Origin of the sequence: Nocardia sp. NPDC059229, from assembly GCF_042754165.1 — a bacterium.
Lineage (GTDB): Bacteria > Actinomycetota > Actinomycetes > Mycobacteriales > Mycobacteriaceae > Nocardia.
On record NZ_JBHZAK010000038.1, the window covers coordinates 24,321 to 41,956 of the forward strand.

The following is a 17,636-nucleotide window of genomic DNA, read 5'->3' on the forward strand; positions in this document are numbered from 1 at the left end:
TGCGTGCCCGTAGTTTTATGGGGGAGCGGCCGGGAACAAACCGGTCCAACCACCTGTTCAGGACGGTGTCACCCCTCGTGACGACCACTCGCCAGCGGCACATATACTGTTCCGTCGGCAACCATGCCTAGTCGGTTCCGGTTCACGTCTCGCATCGCCAGGCGACCCGGAGCCTTTCGAAAGGACACCCATGAAGGCAGGAATTCACCCCACGTACGTGGACACCACGGTCGTGTGTGGCTGCGGCAACACCTTCCAGACCAAGAGCACCAAGGAGTCGGGCCAGATCACGGTCGAGGTCTGCTCCCAGTGCCACCCGTTCTACACGGGCAAGCAGAAGATTCTGGACACCGGTGGCCGCGTGGCTCGCTTCGAGGCCCGCTACGGCAAGCGCGACAAGGCTGCCAAGTAGCTGTCCCGCCGACGCCCGTCCCGCACCCCGCGGGCCGGGCGTCGGTGCGTTTGTGGACCTGCTCGCAGGAGCTGAGACAGCTCACACATACTTTCCGGGTGTGCCAGCCCGACACCCCGACTGGAGGAACCGCGATGGCCGACAAGACGGCCCCCAACGCGATCGACGACATCCTGGCCGAATACCAGGGGCTGGAAACCCAGCTCGCCGACCCTTCGCTGCACAATGACCCGGGCGCGGCCCGTCGCGTCGGCAAGCGTTTCGCCGAGCTCGGCCCGATCATGGCCACCTACAACAGGCTGAAGACCGCGCGCGAGGATCTCGCGGCCGCCGAGGAGCTCGCGGCCGACGATTCGTCCTTCGCCGCCGAGGTCCCGGGCCTGCAGGAGCAGGTGGAGGAGCTGGACAAGCAGCTCACCGATCTGCTCGCGCCGCGTGACCCGCACGACTCCGACGATGTCATCCTCGAGGTGAAATCCGGTGAGGGCGGCGAGGAATCGGCGCTGTTCGCCTCCGATCTGGCCCGTATGTACCTGCGCTACGCGGAACGGCACGGCTGGAAGGTCGAGGTGCTCGGGGTCACCTACTCCGATCTGGACGGGTACAAGGACGCCAGCTTCTCCATCAAGAGCAAGGAAGCGACCCGCGACGGCGTGTGGTCCAAGCTCAAGTTCGAGGGCGGCGTGCACCGCGTGCAGCGTGTGCCGGTCACCGAATCCCAAGGGCGCATTCACACTTCGGCCGCGGGCGTACTGGTGTACCCGGAGCCGGACGAGGTCGAGGAAGTCGAGATCGACGAGAAGGACCTACGGATCGACGTCTACCGGTCCTCCGGCAAGGGCGGCCAGGGCGTCAACACCACCGACTCGGCCGTGCGCATCACCCACCTGCCCACCGGCCTGGTGGTGACCTGCCAGAACGAACGCTCGCAGCTGCAGAACAAGATTCGCGCCAAGCAGGTGCTGGCGGCGCGCCTGCAGGCCCTCGCCGAGGAACAGGCCGATGCCGACGCGGCCGCGGGCCGCGCCTCGCAGATCCGCACGGTGGACCGCTCCGAGCGCATCCGCACCTACAACTTCCCGGAGAACCGCATCGCCGATCACCGCATCGGCTTCAAGGCGCACAACCTGGACTCGGTGCTGGACGGCAACCTCGATGACCTGTTCAACGCCCTGGGCGAAGCCGACCGCGCCGCCCGCCTCGCCGCGGAATAAGCGGAATAACCGGCATACCATCACAGTCAGCGTTCGGCGGCCAGTATCGTCTCCCAACGTGACAACTGATTTCGTCGCGCTCGAATTAACTCCTCGGGTACGTCCAGAATCGGTTCGGCACGTGACCGTCGGCACGGATGCATGGCGGTCGACGGCTCTTGGCCGTCCGCTGAAGGCTCGGAGAGGCGGGGGAGTGAAAGGCTGCGAACCGTGAGTCGTGTACCGTTGCGCCCCGCCGTCCGGGAGGCCGTCGAGATCCTGGCCGCGGCCGGGGTCCACAGCCCCCAGGCCGACGCGGAATACCTTGCGGCACATGTGCTGGGCGTCGATCGCGGGCGCCTCGCCCTCATGCCCATGCTCACTCCCGACCAGCTGGAGGAGTATCGCAAGCTGGTCGCCCGACGGGCGGAACGCGTTCCGCTGCAGCACCTTACGGGCACCGCGGCGATGGGGGAGATCGACCTCGCGGTCGGCCCCGGCGTCTTCGTCCCACGCCCGGAGACGGAATTGCTGTTCGCCTGGGCGCTCGCTCAGCTCGAAGCCCTCGGCCACGAGCATCAGCCGATCGTGGTGGACCTGTGCACCGGTTCCGGCGCCCTGGCCCTGGCCATCGCCCACGCCCGCCCCGACGCCCAGGTGCATGCCGTCGAACTCGACACCGAGGCCCTGGCCTGGGCCCGCCGCAATGCGCTGCAACTGGCCGACGAGGGCGACACCCCGATCGACCTGCACGCCGGCGACGTCACCGACCCCGCCATCCTCGAGCAGCTCAACGGCCGAGTGGACGTGGTCGTCTGCAACCCGCCCTACATCCCCGAGGACGCCGAACTCGATCCCGAGGTGATCGACCACGACCCGCACCGCGCCCTCTTCGGCGGCCCCGACGGCCTGTCCGTCATCCGCCCCATGACCGCCACCATCGCCCGCCTGCTGCGCGAAGACGGCACGGTGGCAGTCGAACACGACGACACCAACGGCTCCGGCGTCGCCGCCCTCTTCGCCGCCCACGGCGACTTCACCGACATCGTCGAACACCCCGACCTCGCCGGAAAGCCCCGCTTCGTCGTGGCCCGCCGCACCGCTGACTGACGGTTACTCGGGGCTGCCCTCGATCTCCACGCCGTGCCAGAACGCGACATGATCCTTGATCTTGCGCGCCAGCGGGCTCGGCTTCGGGTAGTACCAGGCCGCGTCGGGATTCTCCTTCCCATCCACCGTGACCGAGTAGTAGCTCGCAATGCCCTTCCATGGGCACACGGTGTGGTGAGAGCTCTCGCTGAAGAACTCCCGCTTCAACGACTCCACCGGAAAGTACTGATTCCCCTCGACCTCCACGGTCCGCGGAGCCTCGGCGATAACCGTCCCGTTCCAGATCGCACGCATCATGAGTCGTGCCTCCTTCGTTGCCCCGAGCCTACGTTCGCCCGGAGCCGCAAGGGCCCTTTCCAGCGCTTGCCGGCCGTCGCACTTACCCGGTCGGCGTTCGGGGCAGCCGGGGCTCCGACGCTTCGTCGAGGGTTCGGGGTCGGGGCTCCACCGCTCGGCCGGGGGTTCAAGGCTCGGGCTCCAACGGCTCGTCGGGGGTTCGGGGGCGGAGCCCCCGGGATTCCCGGGGTTTCAGGGGCTTGCCCCTGAGAGCTGTCGAGAGTTGATCCGTGCCAAGATGTCAGCCGTGAGTACCGTCTACGACTGTGCCGATCCCGACTCCCGCGCCGTCGGCCTGAGTGCCGCGCGCAGCACGCTGAAGTCCGGGCGATTGGCCGTCATTCCGACCGACACGCTCTACGGACTCGCTGCCGACGCGTTCGACAGTCAGGCGGTGAGCGCGCTGCTGGCCGCCAAGCGGCGCGGGCGGGACATGCCGGTGCCGGTGCTGGTCGGGTCGTGGAACACCATCGACGGACTGGTCTTCTCGGTGCGCCCGCAGGCCCGCGAGCTGATCCGCGCCTTCTGGCCGGGCGGGCTGAGTCTCGTTGTGCAGCAGGCTCCTTCGCTGGCCTGGGATCTGGGTGACGCGCGCGGCACGGTGATGCTGCGCATGCCGCTGCACCCGGTCGCGCTGGAGCTGCTGCGCGAGGTGGGTCCGCTGGCGGTGTCGAGCGCGAACGTCTCCGGGCAGCCGCCCGCCACCACGGTGGCGCAGGCGCAGGCGCAGCTGGGCGATCTGGTCGGGGTGTACCTCGACGGCGGACCGGCCGATCACGCGGTGGCGTCCACCATCGTCGATCTCACCGCCGACACCCCGCGCATTCTGCGCGAGGGCGCGGTGCCGGTCGACAAGGTCGCGGAGGTGCTCGGCATGTCGCCCGAGGAGCTCCGTCAGGCGGGCGCGCGGTGACGGCCCGTTAAATGCTGCTGAGTCAGGGCGTATTCAGCCAGGGCGCGGTCGTCCCGCTGCGGGAGCTGCTGCTGGTGCTGCTCGTCGCCACGGTCATCGCCTACCTGACCACCGGTGGAATCCGGGTGCTGGCCATCGCCTTCGGCGCGGTCGCCATTCCGCGTGAGCGCGATGTGCACGTGAAGCCGATTCCGCGAATGGGCGGGCTGGGCATCTATCTGGGCCTGCTGGCGGCCGTGCTGTTCGCCCACCAGCTGCCCGCCCTGCGCCGCGGATTCGACTATCCCAAGGACATTCCGGCGGTGCTGGCCGCGGCCACGCTCATCGTGCTGGTCGGCATCATCGACGACCGCTGGGGCCTGGACTGGCTGACCAAGCTGGTCGGCCAGATCACCGCGGCGGGCGTGATGGCGGTGATGGGCCTGAGCTGGGTGGCCATCTACAACCCCTTCACGAACGAGACCGTGGTGCTCGATCCGCTCCAGGGTGGTCTGGTGACGGTGGGCATCACGGTGACGGTCGTGAATGCCATGAATTTCGTGGACGGCCTGGACGGTTTGGCCGCGGGCCTCGGTTTCATCGCGGCGGTCGCGGTTTTCGTGTTCACCGTGGGTTTGCTCTACGAGGTGGGCGGTTCCACCGACACCTATCCGCCCGCACTGCTGGCCGCGGCGCTGGCCGGTGCGTGCCTGGGATTCCTGCCGCACAATTTCTCTCCGGCCCGCATTTTCATGGGTGATACCGGATCCATGCTCATCGGATTGATGCTGGCCGCGGTCTCCACCGGCGCTTCCGGTCGAATTCCGCTGCAGGGTTACGGCCCGCGCGACATCGTGGGTCTGCTGTCGCCGTTGTTGCTGGTGGGTGCGGTGATGTTCATTCCGGTACTCGATCTTGTTTTGGCGGTGGTCCGTCGTGTTCGCGCAGGTGTGAGTTTTTCCACTCCGGACAAAATGCATCTGCATCACCGTTTGCTGCAGATCGGGCATTCGCAGCGCCGCGTGGTGCTGGTGATCTATCTGTGGGTGAGTGTGCTCGCATTCGGCGCGGTCGGGACCTCGCTGATCTCGGATCGGCGCATGGTGGTGCTGCTGTTCGCGGCCGGACTGGTTTTCGCGCTGATCGTCACCGCGGTGCCGTCCTGGCGGGAACTGAAGATCAACTCCGTCCGCAAACCGCCCCGCGATCGCGATCACGCCGCCGGGTAGAGTTGCTGAACGTGAGCACGCCTTCCGATCCCGGTCCCGACGCCCCGCTGCGCGCGGCACTGCGCTATGGCATCGCCGGTTTGGCTGTGCTGGTTGTGGTTTCGGCCATCCTCTCGACCGTCTTCGCGGGCCTGCCCGGCCTGTGGGGCGCGTTGATCGGCGCCGCCCTGGGTGGCGCCTTCATCCTCACCACCGCGGCGTCGGTGTTGTTCAGCGCCAAGATCGAATCCGGCCTGCAGGGCATCGTGCTGCTCGGCAGCTGGGTCGGAAAGCTGCTGCTGACAGTGATTGTCGTCGCAGTGCTCCAGCAGTACGACTTCTACAGCCGCGGCGCCCTGTTCTGCACGGTGGTCGGTGCCCTGCTCATCGTGCTGGGCGCGGAGACGTACGGTCTTCTGCGCCAACGGGTTCCGACCGTGCAGGTGGACCGCGACCTGTAGTCCGGTACCCCCGCGGCGACCTGGCGGAACAGCGTTCATCACGCGTTTCCGCGACCCCCTACGCATTGTCGTAGATAACTTGATAAACTCTTTACCTGTAGCCAACCGAATCAACAGGGGGGGTCACCTTAGACCCGCCTGAGAGCAGGTTATGCTTACAGCCGTACCGGACCCATAGGGTCACGGTTCTGCACCGTCGACGATGTCGCCGACGCGCGTACAGACGCCAGGGCGTGATGCCACAGCTGCTGACGAACTTCGAGCCGACCTGAGTCGACCCACCAGATCGTCAATGTCCGATCGAACCGCAGGAGAAAACTATCTCCTGCGGCCGACCACGGGAGAGAACGCTGAGCGTCACCATTTTGGCGGGCGAGTTCCACGCGCCGTCACTCAACGACTTCTTCCCTCCAGCAGTGCTGTTCGAGGGGACGCCTTTCGAGCTCGACCGTTTGATGCTGATTCGCATCCTCATGTCGGTCGTTCTCCTGGCTGTGATGTTCGCCGCTTTCCGTCGGCCGCAGCTGGTTCCGCGCGGACTCCAGAATGTCGCCGAATCCGGTCTGGTGTTCGTCAAGGAGCAGATCTGCGACGAGGTGCTCGGCAAGGAATCCGGCAAGAAGTTCTTCCCGCTGATCGCGTCGATCTTCTTCACGGTGCTGTTCCTGAACATCTCGGGTGTTATCCCGGGCCTGAACATCTCGTCGAACGCGCGAATCGGCATGCCCCTGGTGCTGGCGGTCGTCGCCTACATCACCTTCAACTACGTGGGCATCAAGAAGTACGGCTTCGTGAAATACATGCGCTCGTCCATCGTGGTGCCGAATGTGCCGCCCGCGCTGCACGTGCTGCTGATCCCGATCGAGTTCATCTCGACCTTCGTGCTGCGCCCGTTCACGCTGACAGTCCGTCTCATGGCGAACATGCTGGCAGGCCACATCATGTTGGTGCTGTTCTTCAGTGCCACCCAGTTCTTCCTGTTCGATGCCGTCTCCTGGATGAAGGTGTTCTCGCCGTTCTCGCTGCTCGCGGGCTTCGGCTTCACCCTCTTCGAGCTGCTGGTGGTTTTCCTGCAGGCGTACGTGTTCGCGCTGCTGACCGCTGTCTACATCGGTCTGGCGCAGCACGCCGACTCTCACTGACCGACCGCACCAACATCACAAACCTGCCTTCCACGCCGCCCGGCGGGTGGGCGACAGAAAGGGAATGAAACACACATGAGCACCCTCTCGTACCTGGCTGCTGAAGTTGCCGAGTCCAAGTCCAAGGGCTTCGGCGCCATCGGTTACGGCCTCGCTGCGATCGGCCCCGGCATCGGTGTTGGCATCGTCGTTGGTAAGGCCATCGAGGGCATCGCCCGCCAGCCCGAGCTGATGGGCACCATCCGGACCAACATGTTCCTGGGTATCGCGTTCACCGAGGCCCTGGCGCTGATCGGTCTCGTCGCCGGCTTCATTTTCTGATTCCGGCCAAAGACTAGGAATCAACGATGAACAGCATGTATTTGGCCGCGGCGGCCGGGGAGGATATCAATCCCCTCGTCCCCAAGACCTATGACATTGTCTGGTCTGCGATCGTCTTCATCGTTATCGCCTTTGTCTTCGCCAAGTACGTCGTCCCGCGCCTGACCAAGGTGCTCGACGAGCGTTCCGAGAAGATCGAGGGCGGTATCGCCAAGGCCGAGGCCGTGCAGGCCGAGGCGCAGGCCACCCTGCAGCAGTACCAGGAGCAGCTGGCCGAGGCTCGCCTCGAGGCTGCCCGTATCCGTGAGGAAGCTCGCACCCAGGGTGCGGCCATCCTGTCGCAGATGCGTACCGATGCGCAGGCCGAGGCCGACCGCATCGTGGCCGCCGGTCACTCGCAGCTGGAGGCACAGCGCCAGCAGATCGTGACCGAGCTGCGGTCCGAGCTGGGCCGTACCGCGGTCGACCTGGCCGAGAAGATCATCGGTCAGTCGGTGGCCGACGAGGCCAAGCAGGCGGCGTCGATCGACCGGTTCCTGGCGGAACTGGACGCGAACGCCGGCATCGGGGTCGGAAGGTAACGACGCGAAAGTGGGAAGCATGTACGCAGCGAGCCGCGAGGCGAGTTCCCGTGCGCGGGAAGCTCTTCGGGCCGCTCTGACCGGTAGCGACACCGTCGCGGCTACTACGGGGTCGGAACTGTTCGCCGTTGTCGCCGTCCTCGACGACCAGCGTTCGCTGCGTGTGGCGCTCGCGGATAAGTCGGTGTCGAGTTCGGCGCGCGCCGAGCTGGCCGAACGCGTCTTCGGCGGCAAGATCAGCGGCACCACCCTGGCCGTGCTGACCACGGCGGTGGCCCAGGACTGGTCGCGGGCCCGCGATCTGGTCGACACGCTGGTCCTGCTCGGCCGCGAAGCGCTGCTGCGCGCCGCGGACGAGCGTGGCCGCCTGGACGCCGTCGAGGACGAGCTGTTCCGGCTGGCCCGGATCATCGACGACAACCCGGACCTGGAGCAGGCGCTGCAGGACCACGGCAAGCCGGCGGAAGCCAAGCTCGCCCTGGTGCAGCGTCTGCTCGCGGGCAAGGTCGAGGGCATCACCCTGCAGCTGGCCGAGCAGGCCGTGCTGCGCCACACGGGCGATGCCGGCGCGGCCATCGACGAGCTGTCCGACCTGGCGGCCTCGCTCCGGGAGCAGATCGTGGCGCACGTCCGTGCCGCGGTGGCCCTGACGCCGCAGCAGCGTGAGCACCTGGCGGCTTCGCTGCAGCGCATCTACGACAAGCCCGTCACGGTGCACGTGCAGGAGGACCCGAGCCTGCTGGCCGGCGTCGTCGTGCGCGTGGGCGACGACCTGATCGACGGCAGCGCCGTCGGCCGCCTCCAGCGCTTGCGTCAGTCTCTCGCTTAGAGACGAACGCCGAACTGCGCAGCATTGCCGGCTCGCCGGCGAGGCACCAACACACCGACATTCGAGACCACAGCGAGAGCAGGAAGAACATGGCGGAGCTGACGATCTCCCCCGATGAGATCCGTAGCGCGATCGAGAGCTACACCCAGAGCTACACCCCCGAGACCTCCATCGAAGAGGTCGGTGTCGTCACCGACACCGGCGACGGTATCGCCCACATCAGCGGCCTGCCGTCCGCGATGGCCAACGAGCTGCTGGAGTTCCCGGGCGGCGTCCTCGGCGTGGCGCTGAACCTGGAGGACACCGCGATCGGTGCCGTCATCCTGGGTGAGTTCGACACCATCGAAGAGGGCCAGCAGGTCCGCCGCACCGGCGACGTGCTCTCGGTTCCCGTGGGCGACAAGTTCCTCGGCCGCGTCATCGACCCGCTGGGCGCGCCGATCGACGGCCTGGGCGAGATCGAGGCCGACGAGCGCCGCGTGCTCGAGCTGCAGGCCGCGACCGTGCTGGAGCGTCAGCCGGTCGGTGAGCCCATGGCCACCGGCATCACCGCCATCGACGCCCTGACCGCCATCGGCCGCGGCCAGCGTCAGCTGGTCATCGGCGACCGCAAGACCGGTAAGACCGCGGTCTGCATCGACGCCATCATCAACCAGAAGGCCAACTGGGCCACCGGCGATCCGTCGAAGCAGGTGCGCTGCATCTACGTCGCGATCGGCCAGAAGGGCTCCACCATCGCGGGTGTGAAGTCCGCGCTCGAGGCGCACGGCGCGATGGAGTACACCACCATCGTCGCGGCGCCCGCGTCGGACTCCGCCGGCTTCAAGTGGCTGGCCCCCTACACCGGTTCGGCCCTCGGCCAGCACTGGATGTACCAGGGCAAGCACGTCCTGATCGTGTTCGACGACCTGTCCAAGCAGGCCGAGGCCTACCGCGCCATCTCGCTGCTGCTGCGTCGCCCGCCGGGCCGCGAGGCGTACCCGGGTGACGTCTTCTACCTGCACTCGCGTCTGCTGGAGCGTTGCGCGAAGCTGTCCGACGCGCTGGGCGCGGGCTCGATGACCGGTCTGCCGATCATCGAGACCAAGGCCAACGACGTCTCGGCGTTCATCCCGACCAACGTCATCTCCATCACCGACGGCCAGGTGTTCCTGGAGTCGGACCTCTTCAACAAGGGTGTCCGCCCGGCCATCAACGTCGGTATCTCGGTGTCCCGAGTCGGTGGTGCCGCGCAGACCAAGGCCATGAAGAAGGTCTCCGGTTCGCTGCGTCTGGAGCTGGCCTCCTACCGTGAGCTCGAGGCGTTCTCCGCCTTCGCCTCCGACCTGGATGCCGCCTCGCTGGCCCAGCTGGAGCGTGGCGCGCGCTGGGTCGAGCTGCTCAAGCAGGACCAGTACGCCCCGGTTTCGGTTGAGGACCAGGTCGTTTCGCTGTTCCTGGTGGACGGCGGCTACTACGACTCCGTCCCGGTCGGCGACATCCGCCGCTTCAACGCCGAGCTGCTGGAGAGCCTGCACGCCACCGTGCAGTCCTCCTTCGACGCCCTGCAGGGCGGCGCCAAGGTGCTCGAGGGCGAGGCCGCCGACGCCATCAAGGCCGCGACCGACAAGTTCAAGCAGGGCTTCCTGGCGTCCGACGGCACTCGCGTCGTCGAGGCCGAGGCCGGCCAGCTGGACCACGAAGAGGTCGAGTCTCTTTCCGTCACCCGCAAGCACGTCGAGAAGTAATCGAGACGAGCACATGCGAATGACCGAATCGACGAATGAAGGGAGTGTGAACCGCTAATGCCAAGCGTGCGTGAACTTCGCTCCCGTATTCGTTCCGTGAGCTCGATCAAGAAGATCACCAAGGCGCAGGAACTGATCGCGACCTCGCGAATCAGCAAGGCGCAGGCCCGCGTTGCCGCCGCCAAGCCGTACGCGGAGGAGATCACCAAGGTGCTCGCCGAACTGGCGAGCGCCAGTGGGAATCTCAACCACCCGCTGCTCACCGAGCGTGAGAACCCGCGCCGCGCAGCGGTTCTGGTCATCACCTCCGACCGCGGTATGTGCGGTGGTTACAACTCCAACGTGCTCAAGCGCGCCGAGGAGCTCATGACCACGCTGCGCACCGAGGGCAAGGAGCCGGTGCTGTACGTGATGGGCGCGAAGGGCCTGACGTACTACACCTTCCGCCGTCGCACCGTGAACGGTTCCTGGCTGGGCTTCTCCCAGCAGCCGAACTACGTGGACGCGTCCGCCGCGTGCAACCACCTGGTCGAGGCGTTCATGGCCGGATCCGACGGTGAGGTGGCGTCCTCGAACGGGGCCGGCACCATGGCCGGCGTCGACGAACTGCACATCGTCTACACGCGTTTCGTGTCGATGCTGTCGCAGCAGCCGGAGGTGCGTCGCCTGGCGCCGATCCAGGTGACGTTCGTGGACGAGAACTTCGAGATGGGTCCGGACAGCTTCACCGACGGAATCTCGGAGCCGGTCGCCCAGTACGAGTTCGAGCCGGACGCGGATCGCCTGCTGGGCGCGCTGCTGCCGAAGTATGTCAACACTCGGATCTACTCGTCGCTGCTCGAGGCGGCGGCATCGGAGTCGGCTGCGCGCCGCACCGCCATGAAGGCCGCGACGGACAACGCCACGGATCTGGTCAACTCGCTGACCCGGACCGCGAACTCGTTGCGCCAGGCACAGATTACGCAGGAAATCACGGAAATCGTCGGTGGCGCCAACGCGCTGGCGTCGAGCTCGGACCGCGACTAAGGCCCAGGAAGAGAACCAATGACCGCAGCTACTGAAACCCGGGTCGGCACAGGCCGTGTCGCCCGCGTCATCGGACCCGTCGTGGACGTCGAGTTCCCGCGCGGTTCCATTCCCGACCTGTACAACGCCCTGAACGTGGACATCGCGCTCGCGTCCGTGGCCAAGACCCTGACCCTCGAGGTCGCGCAGCACCTGGGCGACAACATCGTTCGCACCATCTCGATGCAGCCGACCGACGGTCTGATCCGTGGCGCCGAGGTGCGCGACACCGGCAAGCCGATCTCGGTGCCCGTCGGTGACGTCGTCAAGGGTCACGTGTTCAACGCGCTCGGCGACTGCCTCGACACCCCCGGCCTGGGCCGCGACGGCGAGCAGTGGGGCATCCACCGCCAGCCGCCCGCCTTCGACCAGCTCGAGGGCAAGACCGAGATCCTGGAGACGGGTATCAAGGTCATCGACCTGCTCACCCCGTACGTGAAGGGTGGCAAGATCGGTCTGTTCGGTGGTGCCGGTGTCGGCAAGACCGTGCTGATCCAGGAGATGATCACCCGTATCGCGCGTGAGTTCTCCGGTACGTCCGTGTTCGCGGGCGTCGGTGAGCGCACCCGTGAGGGCACCGACCTGCACCTGGAAATGGAAGAGATGGGCGTCCTCCAGGACACCGCCCTCGTCTTCGGCCAGATGGACGAGCCGCCGGGGACGCGTATGCGCGTCGCCCTCTCGGCCCTGACCATGGCCGAGTACTTCCGCGACGTGCAGAACCAGGACGTTCTGCTGTTCATCGACAACATCTTCCGTTTCACCCAGGCCGGTTCCGAGGTCTCGACCCTGCTGGGTCGTATGCCTTCGGCCGTCGGTTACCAGCCGACCCTGGCGGACGAGATGGGTCAGCTGCAGGAGCGCATCACCTCGACCCGTGGCCGCTCGATCACCTCGATGCAGGCGATCTACGTGCCCGCGGACGACTACACCGACCCCGCGCCGGCCACCACCTTCGCGCACCTGGACGCCACCACCGAGCTGTCGCGTCCGATTTCGCAGAAGGGCATCTACCCGGCCGTCGACCCGCTGTCGTCGACCTCGCGAATCCTCGAGGCCTCGATCGTCGGCGAGCGTCACTTCCGGGTGGCCAACGAGGTCAAGCGAATCCTGCAGAAGTACAAGGAACTCCAGGACATCATCGCGATTCTGGGCATGGACGAGCTCTCCGAAGAGGACAAGGTCCTCGTCGGTCGCGCCCGTCGCCTGGAGAAGTTCCTGGGCCAGAACTTCATCGTGGCCGAGAAGTTCACCGGCCAGGAGGGTTCCGTCGTGCCGCTGGAGCAGACCATCGACGACTTCGATCGGGTCTGCAAGGGCGAGTTCGACCACCTGCCGGAGCAGGCGTTCAACTCCTGCGGTGGCCTGGACGACGTCGAGGCTGCTGCGAAGAAGATCGCCGGGAAGTAGTCCACCATGGCGGATATGTCAGTTGATCTGGTCGCCGTCGAGCGGCTGCTCTGGTCGGGCCGGGCGAAGTTCGTCTCGGCTCAGACCACGGAGGGTGAGATCGGCATCCTGGCCGGCCACGAACCGCTGCTCGGGCAGCTGGTCGAGGCCGGCACCGTGACCATCGTGTCCGACGACGACGAGCGTGTGGTCGTGGCCGTGCACGGCGGGTTCTTCTCGGTCACCGCCACTTCGGTGCGCGTGCTGGCCGAATCCGCCGATTTCGCCTTCGATATCGACGAGGCGGCCGCCAAGGCCGTTGTCGCCGACCCGGATGCGAGCCCGGCCGCGCTGACCAAGGCACAGGGCCAGCTGCGGGCGGTCGAGAAGGCGGCGTCTGCCTAGCCTTCCGGCGCTGAAACCGAGAGCGGCGGTCCCAGGGAAAAACCCTGGGGCCGCCGCTTTTTCGCGTTCAGACCGACCCGCACTCGCGCCCGGCACCAGCCGCGCGCGAGTGTGTCGTTCTCACTGGAAGGTGAGAATGGGCTTGATCGTGGTGCCGTGGTGGGCGTCCGCTACCGCGGCGTCGATATCGGTGAAGGCGTAGGTCTTACTGATCTTCTCGATCGGGAACTTGCCTTCGGCATGCCATTGCAGCAGTTGCGGAATGAATTGCTGTGGATCGCCACTGCCCTCGATGCAGCCCCGGACGGCCTTGCCGTTGCCGGTGAGGTGGCCGATTTCGAGGTCCATGCTGGCCTCTCCCAGCCCGACGAGCACGAGCGTGCCCATGGGGGCCAACGCCTCCAGGCCCTTGGCGATGACGGCATTGAGGGCGGTCGTGTCGAGCGCGAAGTTCGCGCCACCATTGGTCGCCGCGACGATTTGCGCCACCACGTCCTCGGCCGTGCCGTCGATGGTGACGTCCGCGCCGAGCTCCTTGGCCACGGCCAGCCGATCGGTGGAAAGGTCAATGGCGACAATGGTTCCCACGCCGATGGCACGGGCCGCCATGAGGGCCGCCATCCCGACGCCGCCGACGCCGAAGATGGCCAGCGAGTCGTTCGGCCCCGGCTTCATGACATTGGCGACCGCGCCCGCACCGGTCTGCACACCGCACCCGAACGGGGAGGTGGCCACCAGGTCCACGTCCTTGTCGACCACCACGACACTGCGCGCCGGCACCAGTGCGTGGGTGGCGAAACTCGATTGCCCGAAGAACGCGCCCATCACGCGTTCGCCATTGCTGCTCAGCGGCGAGGTGAAATCCGCGCGTCCGCCCGAGGTGTTCAGAATGACGAAATTCTCGCAATAGGGCGGAAGCCCGTTGGCGCATCGCGAACAGGTTCCACAACTGGCATAGGTGAGCAGCACATGGTCACCGACTTCGATTCCGGTTACCTCCGAGCCAATCTGCTCGACGATCCCGGCGCCCTCGTGTCCGAGCACGATCGGCAAATCGGCGGGAAACACGCCCTTGGTGACCAGGTCGGTGTGGCAGACCCCGGACGCGACGAGGCGCACCAGCACCTCGCCCGGTCGCGGTTCCTCCAGGGTGAGGGTCTCCATCGAGAACGGCACGTCCGCTCCCCGGGCCACCGCAGCGGTAATTTCCACGGAATCTCCTTCCAAGACATCCCAATTGTCCGGAGCATAAGAACGTGTTCCAGTTTACGGCCATCGCCGATCCCGCTCAGCGGGTCGCGCGTTCGGCTCTTGCCGCCGGGAGCTGGTAAGCGGCCGAGGTTTTCGGATGCTTTGTGCCGTAATTGAGACCTTGGTTACCCAACGTGGCTAAATGCATTCGCCGGTCCCCGGATGTGATCTGAAGCGTTCGGCAAAGTACCGGCTATTCAAAAGCCTTCGGCTCTCCCGCCACGATGCGTACCGGCTATGCGGTCGGCTGTCAGGTGGATATCGGTGGAATGAACAGCGGCGTCAGCGGCGGGGAGACGGCCGACATGACGCAGGCGACTCAGAACAATCTGCTCGGCACCACTGCCACAATCTGCCCGGCGACATTGCCCCGACCTCGGGGCTGCCCGAGGGGCTACAACAGGGTCCCGGCCCACACGCCGGGGTCAGCTGGACGGACGAGACCTTCGCGGTGAACGGGTGCGGCGGTTACGCCCAGGTGCGCTCGTTCGTGGCGGTCGAGGTCGACAGCTTGATCTACATCGGCAACCTGGTGCTTTTACCGTGAGCCGTTCACCATGGGTTGATATATCTTCTGCACCCTGCTGATCAGCGCATACGTCACATTCGGTGGATGGCCGGACTTCGCGTTTCCGCGGTCGCTACTATCGACCGAAAGCGGGGCCCGGCCGTCGGCCGGTCAGAGATCGACAGCAACGCGGATGTGAAGGGACGGAGCGGCATTGCAAACCGGGATGTGGCTTCTGATCATTCTGGTGTTGCTGCTTGTCGGCCTGGCCCTGGCCTCGACGTATCGCCTGGTGATGCTGCGCCGCGGCGGAACCGCCGCCCTGCTGCGCGTGCTGCCCGCGCGCGGCCACGGCGGGGGCTGGCGGCACGGCCTGATCCGTTACGACGAGGACACGCTCCTCTTCTACAAACTCTCCAGCCTCAAGCTCGGCCCCGATTCCACCATGCGCCGGCTCGCCATCGAGGTGGGCCCGCGGCGGTCCCCGCAGGACGACGAGTACGACATCATGACCGACGAGGTCATCGTCCAGGTCTCCGACGGTGACGGCAGCTACGAGCTGGCACTCGACCGCGGCGCCATGGCCGCCTTCCTCTCCTGGGTGGAATCCCGGCCCTCCGAGCGAATTCGCCGCCGCCGCGCCGGATAGTGTGACCCTGTGAGCGTTCACTTGACGCGGATCTACACGCGGACCGGCGACGACGGCACCACGGGGCTGAGCGATTTCTCGCGGGTGGCCAAGACCGACCCGCGGCTGATCGCCTACGCCGACTGTGACGAAACCAATGCCGCACTGGGTGTCGCCATCGCGCTCGGGCAGCCGGACGAGCGGATGCTCGGTGTGCTGCGTTCGATACAGAACGATTTGTTCGACGCCGGCGCGGACCTGTCCACGCCCGTTGTCGCGGAGCCCAAGTACCCGCCGCTGCGCATCACCCAGGTCTACATCGACCGCCTCGAGAAGTGGTGCGACGAGTTCAATGAGCCTCTGGCGCCGTTGAATTCGTTCATCCTGCCCGGCGGCACACCGCTGGCGGCACTGCTGCACACCGCCCGCACCGTGGCGCGACGCGCCGAGCGTTCGGCGTGGGCCGCAGTCGCGGCGCACCCGGACGACACGAACGCGCTGCCCGCCAAATATCTCAACCGGCTGTCCGACCTGCTGTTCATCCTCGGCCGGGTCGCCAATCCCGACGGCGACATACTCTGGCGGCCGGGCGGAGACGCCGCGAGCGCGAGAGAGGACCACTAGGCTGACCCCCGTGAGTGAACGGTTTCTGGTGACCGGGGGCAGCAGGCTCGTCGGTGAGGTCGCGGTAGGCGGCGCGAAGAACAGCGTCCTCAAGCTGATGGCCGCCGCGTTGCTGGCCGAGGGGACGACCACCATCACGAACTGCCCGGACATCCTCGACGTGCCGCTCATGGCCGAGGTGCTGCGTGGTCTCGGATGTGACGTCACCGTCGACCACGAGACCGTGACCATCGCGACGCCGCCGGAACCGAAATACCACGCGGACTTCCCGGCCGTCACTCAGTTCCGTGCCTCGGTGTGTGTGCTGGGTCCGCTGATGGCGCGCTGCAAGCGGGCCGTGGTGGCGCTCCCGGGCGGTGACGCCATCGGTTCGCGCCCGCTGGATATGCATCAGGCCGGTCTGCGACTGCTGGGCGCGACCTCCGAGATCGAGCACGGCTGCCTGGTGGCGCGCGCGGAGGAGCTGCAGGGCGCTCGGATCCGTCTGGACTTCCCGTCGGTCGGCGCGACCGAGAACATCCTGATGGCCGCGGTGCTGGCCGAGGGGGAGACGGTCATCGACAATGCCGCGCGTGAACCGGAGATCGTGGATCTCTGCAACATGCTGGCGCGGATGGGCGCGAAGATCTCCGGCGCGGGCACCTCGGTGCTGACCATCGAGGGCGTGGACAAGCTCTCGCCGACCACCCACCGGGTGATCGGTGATCGCATCGTCGCAGCGACCTGGGGTATCGCCGCCGCCATGACCACCGGCGACGTGCGGGTGACCGGCATCAACCCCAAGCACCTGTCCCTGGTGCTGGACAAGCTGCGCTCCGCGGGCGCGCGAATCTCGTTCGAACCGGATGGTTTTCGCGTGGTGCAGGCGGATCGCCCTCGCGCCGTGAACTTCTCGACCCTGCCGTTCCCCGGGTTCCCCACCGATCTGCAGCCGATGGCAATCGGCCTGGCCGCGATCGCCGACGGCACCTCGATGATCACCGAGAACATTTTCGAGGCGCGCTTCCGCTTCGTCGAAGAGATGATTCGCCTGGGCGCGGATGCCCGCACCGACGGGCATCACGCTGTGGTGCGGGGGATTCCGCGACTGTCCTCGGCGCCGGTGTGGTCGTCGGACATTCGCGCCGGCGCGGGTCTGGTGCTCGCGGGTCTGGTCGCCGACGGTGTCACCGAGGTCCACGATGTCTTCCACATCGACCGTGGCTACCCGGATTTCGTGGAGAACCTGCGCTCGCTCGGAGCCCGGATCGAACGGGTCGGAACCGCGGACTGAACAGCCGGTGTCGGGACGGGTTCGCGAAAACCCGTCCTGAACAGGCGATTTGACATGCGAACAACCAACACGTAACTTATTCCAGGTCAGAGCGACACGGACACCGACTCCGGTGAGACGAGCTTCGCCTGATGATCACACTAGCTCCCAGCCAACCAGCGGATTTGGTTCTGCTGTGCGGACGGGGCTAAGCTGTAAAAGTTGCCTCACGATCGAGCGGGACTAAGAGCCCGGGAGATCGTTTGTGCGTGTGTTCTTTGAGAACTCAATAGTGTGTCGAT

21 protein-coding genes are annotated in these 17,636 nt (G+C 66.4%); 19 read left to right on the plus strand and 2 right to left on the minus strand.

Annotated elements, in window-relative coordinates:
• The first annotated feature begins 190 nt into the window (after window positions 1-190).
• From rpmE to prmC, 3 genes are all read left to right on the plus strand, one after another.
• A complete protein-coding gene (gene rpmE, locus ACFXHE_RS41740; protein WP_040856062.1) occupies window positions 191-412 on the plus strand; it encodes a 50S ribosomal protein L31 in 222 nt (73 codons plus the stop codon).
• 134 nt (window positions 413-546) lie between these two features.
• Window positions 547-1,626: a peptide chain release factor 1 gene (gene prfA / locus ACFXHE_RS41745; protein ID WP_379390893.1), complete on the plus strand. Its 1,080-nt coding sequence runs from the start codon at window positions 547-549 to the stop codon at window positions 1,624-1,626.
• 210 nt (window positions 1,627-1,836) lie between these two features.
• Entirely contained in the window at window positions 1,837-2,715 is an 879-nt protein-coding gene (gene prmC, locus ACFXHE_RS41750; RefSeq protein ID WP_379390895.1) for a peptide chain release factor N(5)-glutamine methyltransferase, read from the plus strand.
• 3 nt (window positions 2,716-2,718) lie between these two features.
• Here prmC and ACFXHE_RS41755 read toward each other — a convergent pair whose 3' ends face one another.
• Complete coding sequence (locus ACFXHE_RS41755; protein WP_379390897.1) at window positions 2,719-3,012, minus strand: DUF427 domain-containing protein; 294 nt, start codon at window positions 3,010-3,012, stop codon at window positions 2,719-2,721.
• Window positions 3,013-3,298: 286 nt separating this feature from the next.
• On the opposite strand from ACFXHE_RS41755, the gene ACFXHE_RS41760 reads away from it, so the two are divergent.
• From ACFXHE_RS41760 to ACFXHE_RS41810, 11 genes are all read left to right on the plus strand, one after another.
• A complete protein-coding gene (locus ACFXHE_RS41760) occupies window positions 3,299-3,964 on the plus strand; it encodes an L-threonylcarbamoyladenylate synthase (protein WP_379390899.1) in 666 nt (221 codons plus the stop codon).
• Window positions 3,965-3,975: 11 nt separating this feature from the next.
• Window positions 3,976-5,172 carry an MraY family glycosyltransferase gene (locus ACFXHE_RS41765; RefSeq protein ID WP_354849539.1) on the plus strand — a complete coding sequence of 399 codons (1,197 nt, stop codon included), beginning with the start codon at window positions 3,976-3,978 and terminating at the stop codon, window positions 5,170-5,172.
• Between the two features lie 11 nt (window positions 5,173-5,183).
• A complete protein-coding gene (locus ACFXHE_RS41770) occupies window positions 5,184-5,612 on the plus strand; it encodes a hypothetical protein (protein WP_379390902.1) in 429 nt (142 codons plus the stop codon).
• Window positions 5,613-6,028: 416 nt separating this feature from the next.
• The gene (atpB, locus tag ACFXHE_RS41775) at window positions 6,029-6,754 is read left to right on the plus strand and encodes a F0F1 ATP synthase subunit A (RefSeq protein WP_379390917.1); all 726 of its coding nucleotides are present in this window, start codon (window positions 6,029-6,031) and stop codon (window positions 6,752-6,754) included.
• 75 nt (window positions 6,755-6,829) lie between these two features.
• Entirely contained in the window at window positions 6,830-7,075 is a 246-nt protein-coding gene (locus ACFXHE_RS41780; RefSeq protein ID WP_357289659.1) for an ATP synthase F0 subunit C, read from the plus strand.
• Between the two features lie 26 nt (window positions 7,076-7,101).
• A complete protein-coding gene (locus ACFXHE_RS41785; protein ID WP_379390904.1) occupies window positions 7,102-7,656 on the plus strand; it encodes a F0F1 ATP synthase subunit B in 555 nt (184 codons plus the stop codon).
• 19 nt (window positions 7,657-7,675) lie between these two features.
• Entirely contained in the window at window positions 7,676-8,485 is an 810-nt protein-coding gene (locus ACFXHE_RS41790) for a F0F1 ATP synthase subunit delta (RefSeq protein WP_379390906.1), read from the plus strand.
• An 89-nt stretch (window positions 8,486-8,574) separates the two neighbouring features.
• Window positions 8,575-10,212, plus strand: coding sequence for a F0F1 ATP synthase subunit alpha (gene atpA / locus ACFXHE_RS41795; protein WP_379390908.1), 1,638 nt, complete (start codon window positions 8,575-8,577; stop codon window positions 10,210-10,212).
• Window positions 10,213-10,269: 57 nt separating this feature from the next.
• Window positions 10,270-11,238: a F0F1 ATP synthase subunit gamma gene (locus ACFXHE_RS41800; RefSeq protein WP_379390910.1), complete on the plus strand. Its 969-nt coding sequence runs from the start codon at window positions 10,270-10,272 to the stop codon at window positions 11,236-11,238.
• An 18-nt stretch (window positions 11,239-11,256) separates the two neighbouring features.
• Window positions 11,257-12,687, plus strand: coding sequence for a F0F1 ATP synthase subunit beta (atpD, locus tag ACFXHE_RS41805; protein WP_157388301.1), 1,431 nt, complete (start codon window positions 11,257-11,259; stop codon window positions 12,685-12,687).
• A 6-nt stretch (window positions 12,688-12,693) separates the two neighbouring features.
• Window positions 12,694-13,071, plus strand: coding sequence for a F0F1 ATP synthase subunit epsilon (locus tag ACFXHE_RS41810; RefSeq protein WP_379390912.1), 378 nt, complete (start codon window positions 12,694-12,696; stop codon window positions 13,069-13,071).
• Between the two features lie 120 nt (window positions 13,072-13,191).
• Here ACFXHE_RS41810 and ACFXHE_RS41815 read toward each other — a convergent pair whose 3' ends face one another.
• The gene (locus tag ACFXHE_RS41815; protein ID WP_379390914.1) at window positions 13,192-14,283 is read right to left on the minus strand and encodes an NAD(P)-dependent alcohol dehydrogenase; all 1,092 of its coding nucleotides are present in this window, start codon (window positions 14,281-14,283) and stop codon (window positions 13,192-13,194) included.
• 263 nt (window positions 14,284-14,546) lie between these two features.
• Here ACFXHE_RS41815 and ACFXHE_RS41820 point away from each other — a divergent pair, with 263 nt between their 5' ends.
• The 5 genes from ACFXHE_RS41820 to murA all read left to right on the plus strand — a co-directional run bounded on the left by ACFXHE_RS41820 (window position 14,547) and on the right by murA (window position 17,355).
• On the plus strand, window positions 14,547-14,777 hold the full coding sequence (locus ACFXHE_RS41820; protein ID WP_379390919.1) for an MspA family porin: 231 nt from the start codon (window positions 14,547-14,549) through the stop codon (window positions 14,775-14,777).
• The gene (locus ACFXHE_RS41825) at window positions 14,705-14,869 is read left to right on the plus strand and encodes an MspA family porin (RefSeq protein WP_379390921.1); all 165 of its coding nucleotides are present in this window, start codon (window positions 14,705-14,707) and stop codon (window positions 14,867-14,869) included. The genes ACFXHE_RS41820 and ACFXHE_RS41825 overlap by 73 nt, the downstream gene beginning before the upstream one ends.
• A 187-nt stretch (window positions 14,870-15,056) precedes the next feature.
• Window positions 15,057-15,479 (plus strand): DUF2550 domain-containing protein, encoded by a 423-nt coding sequence (locus ACFXHE_RS41830; RefSeq protein ID WP_354849582.1) that lies wholly within the window; start codon window positions 15,057-15,059, stop codon window positions 15,477-15,479.
• A 9-nt stretch (window positions 15,480-15,488) separates the two neighbouring features.
• A complete protein-coding gene (locus ACFXHE_RS41835) occupies window positions 15,489-16,082 on the plus strand; it encodes a cob(I)yrinic acid a,c-diamide adenosyltransferase (RefSeq protein WP_354849562.1) in 594 nt (197 codons plus the stop codon).
• Between the two features lie 10 nt (window positions 16,083-16,092).
• Window positions 16,093-17,355, plus strand: a complete 1,263-nt coding sequence (murA, locus tag ACFXHE_RS41840) for a UDP-N-acetylglucosamine 1-carboxyvinyltransferase (protein WP_364623179.1) — start codon at window positions 16,093-16,095, stop codon at window positions 17,353-17,355.
• The last annotated feature ends 281 nt before the right edge of the window (window positions 17,356-17,636 follow it).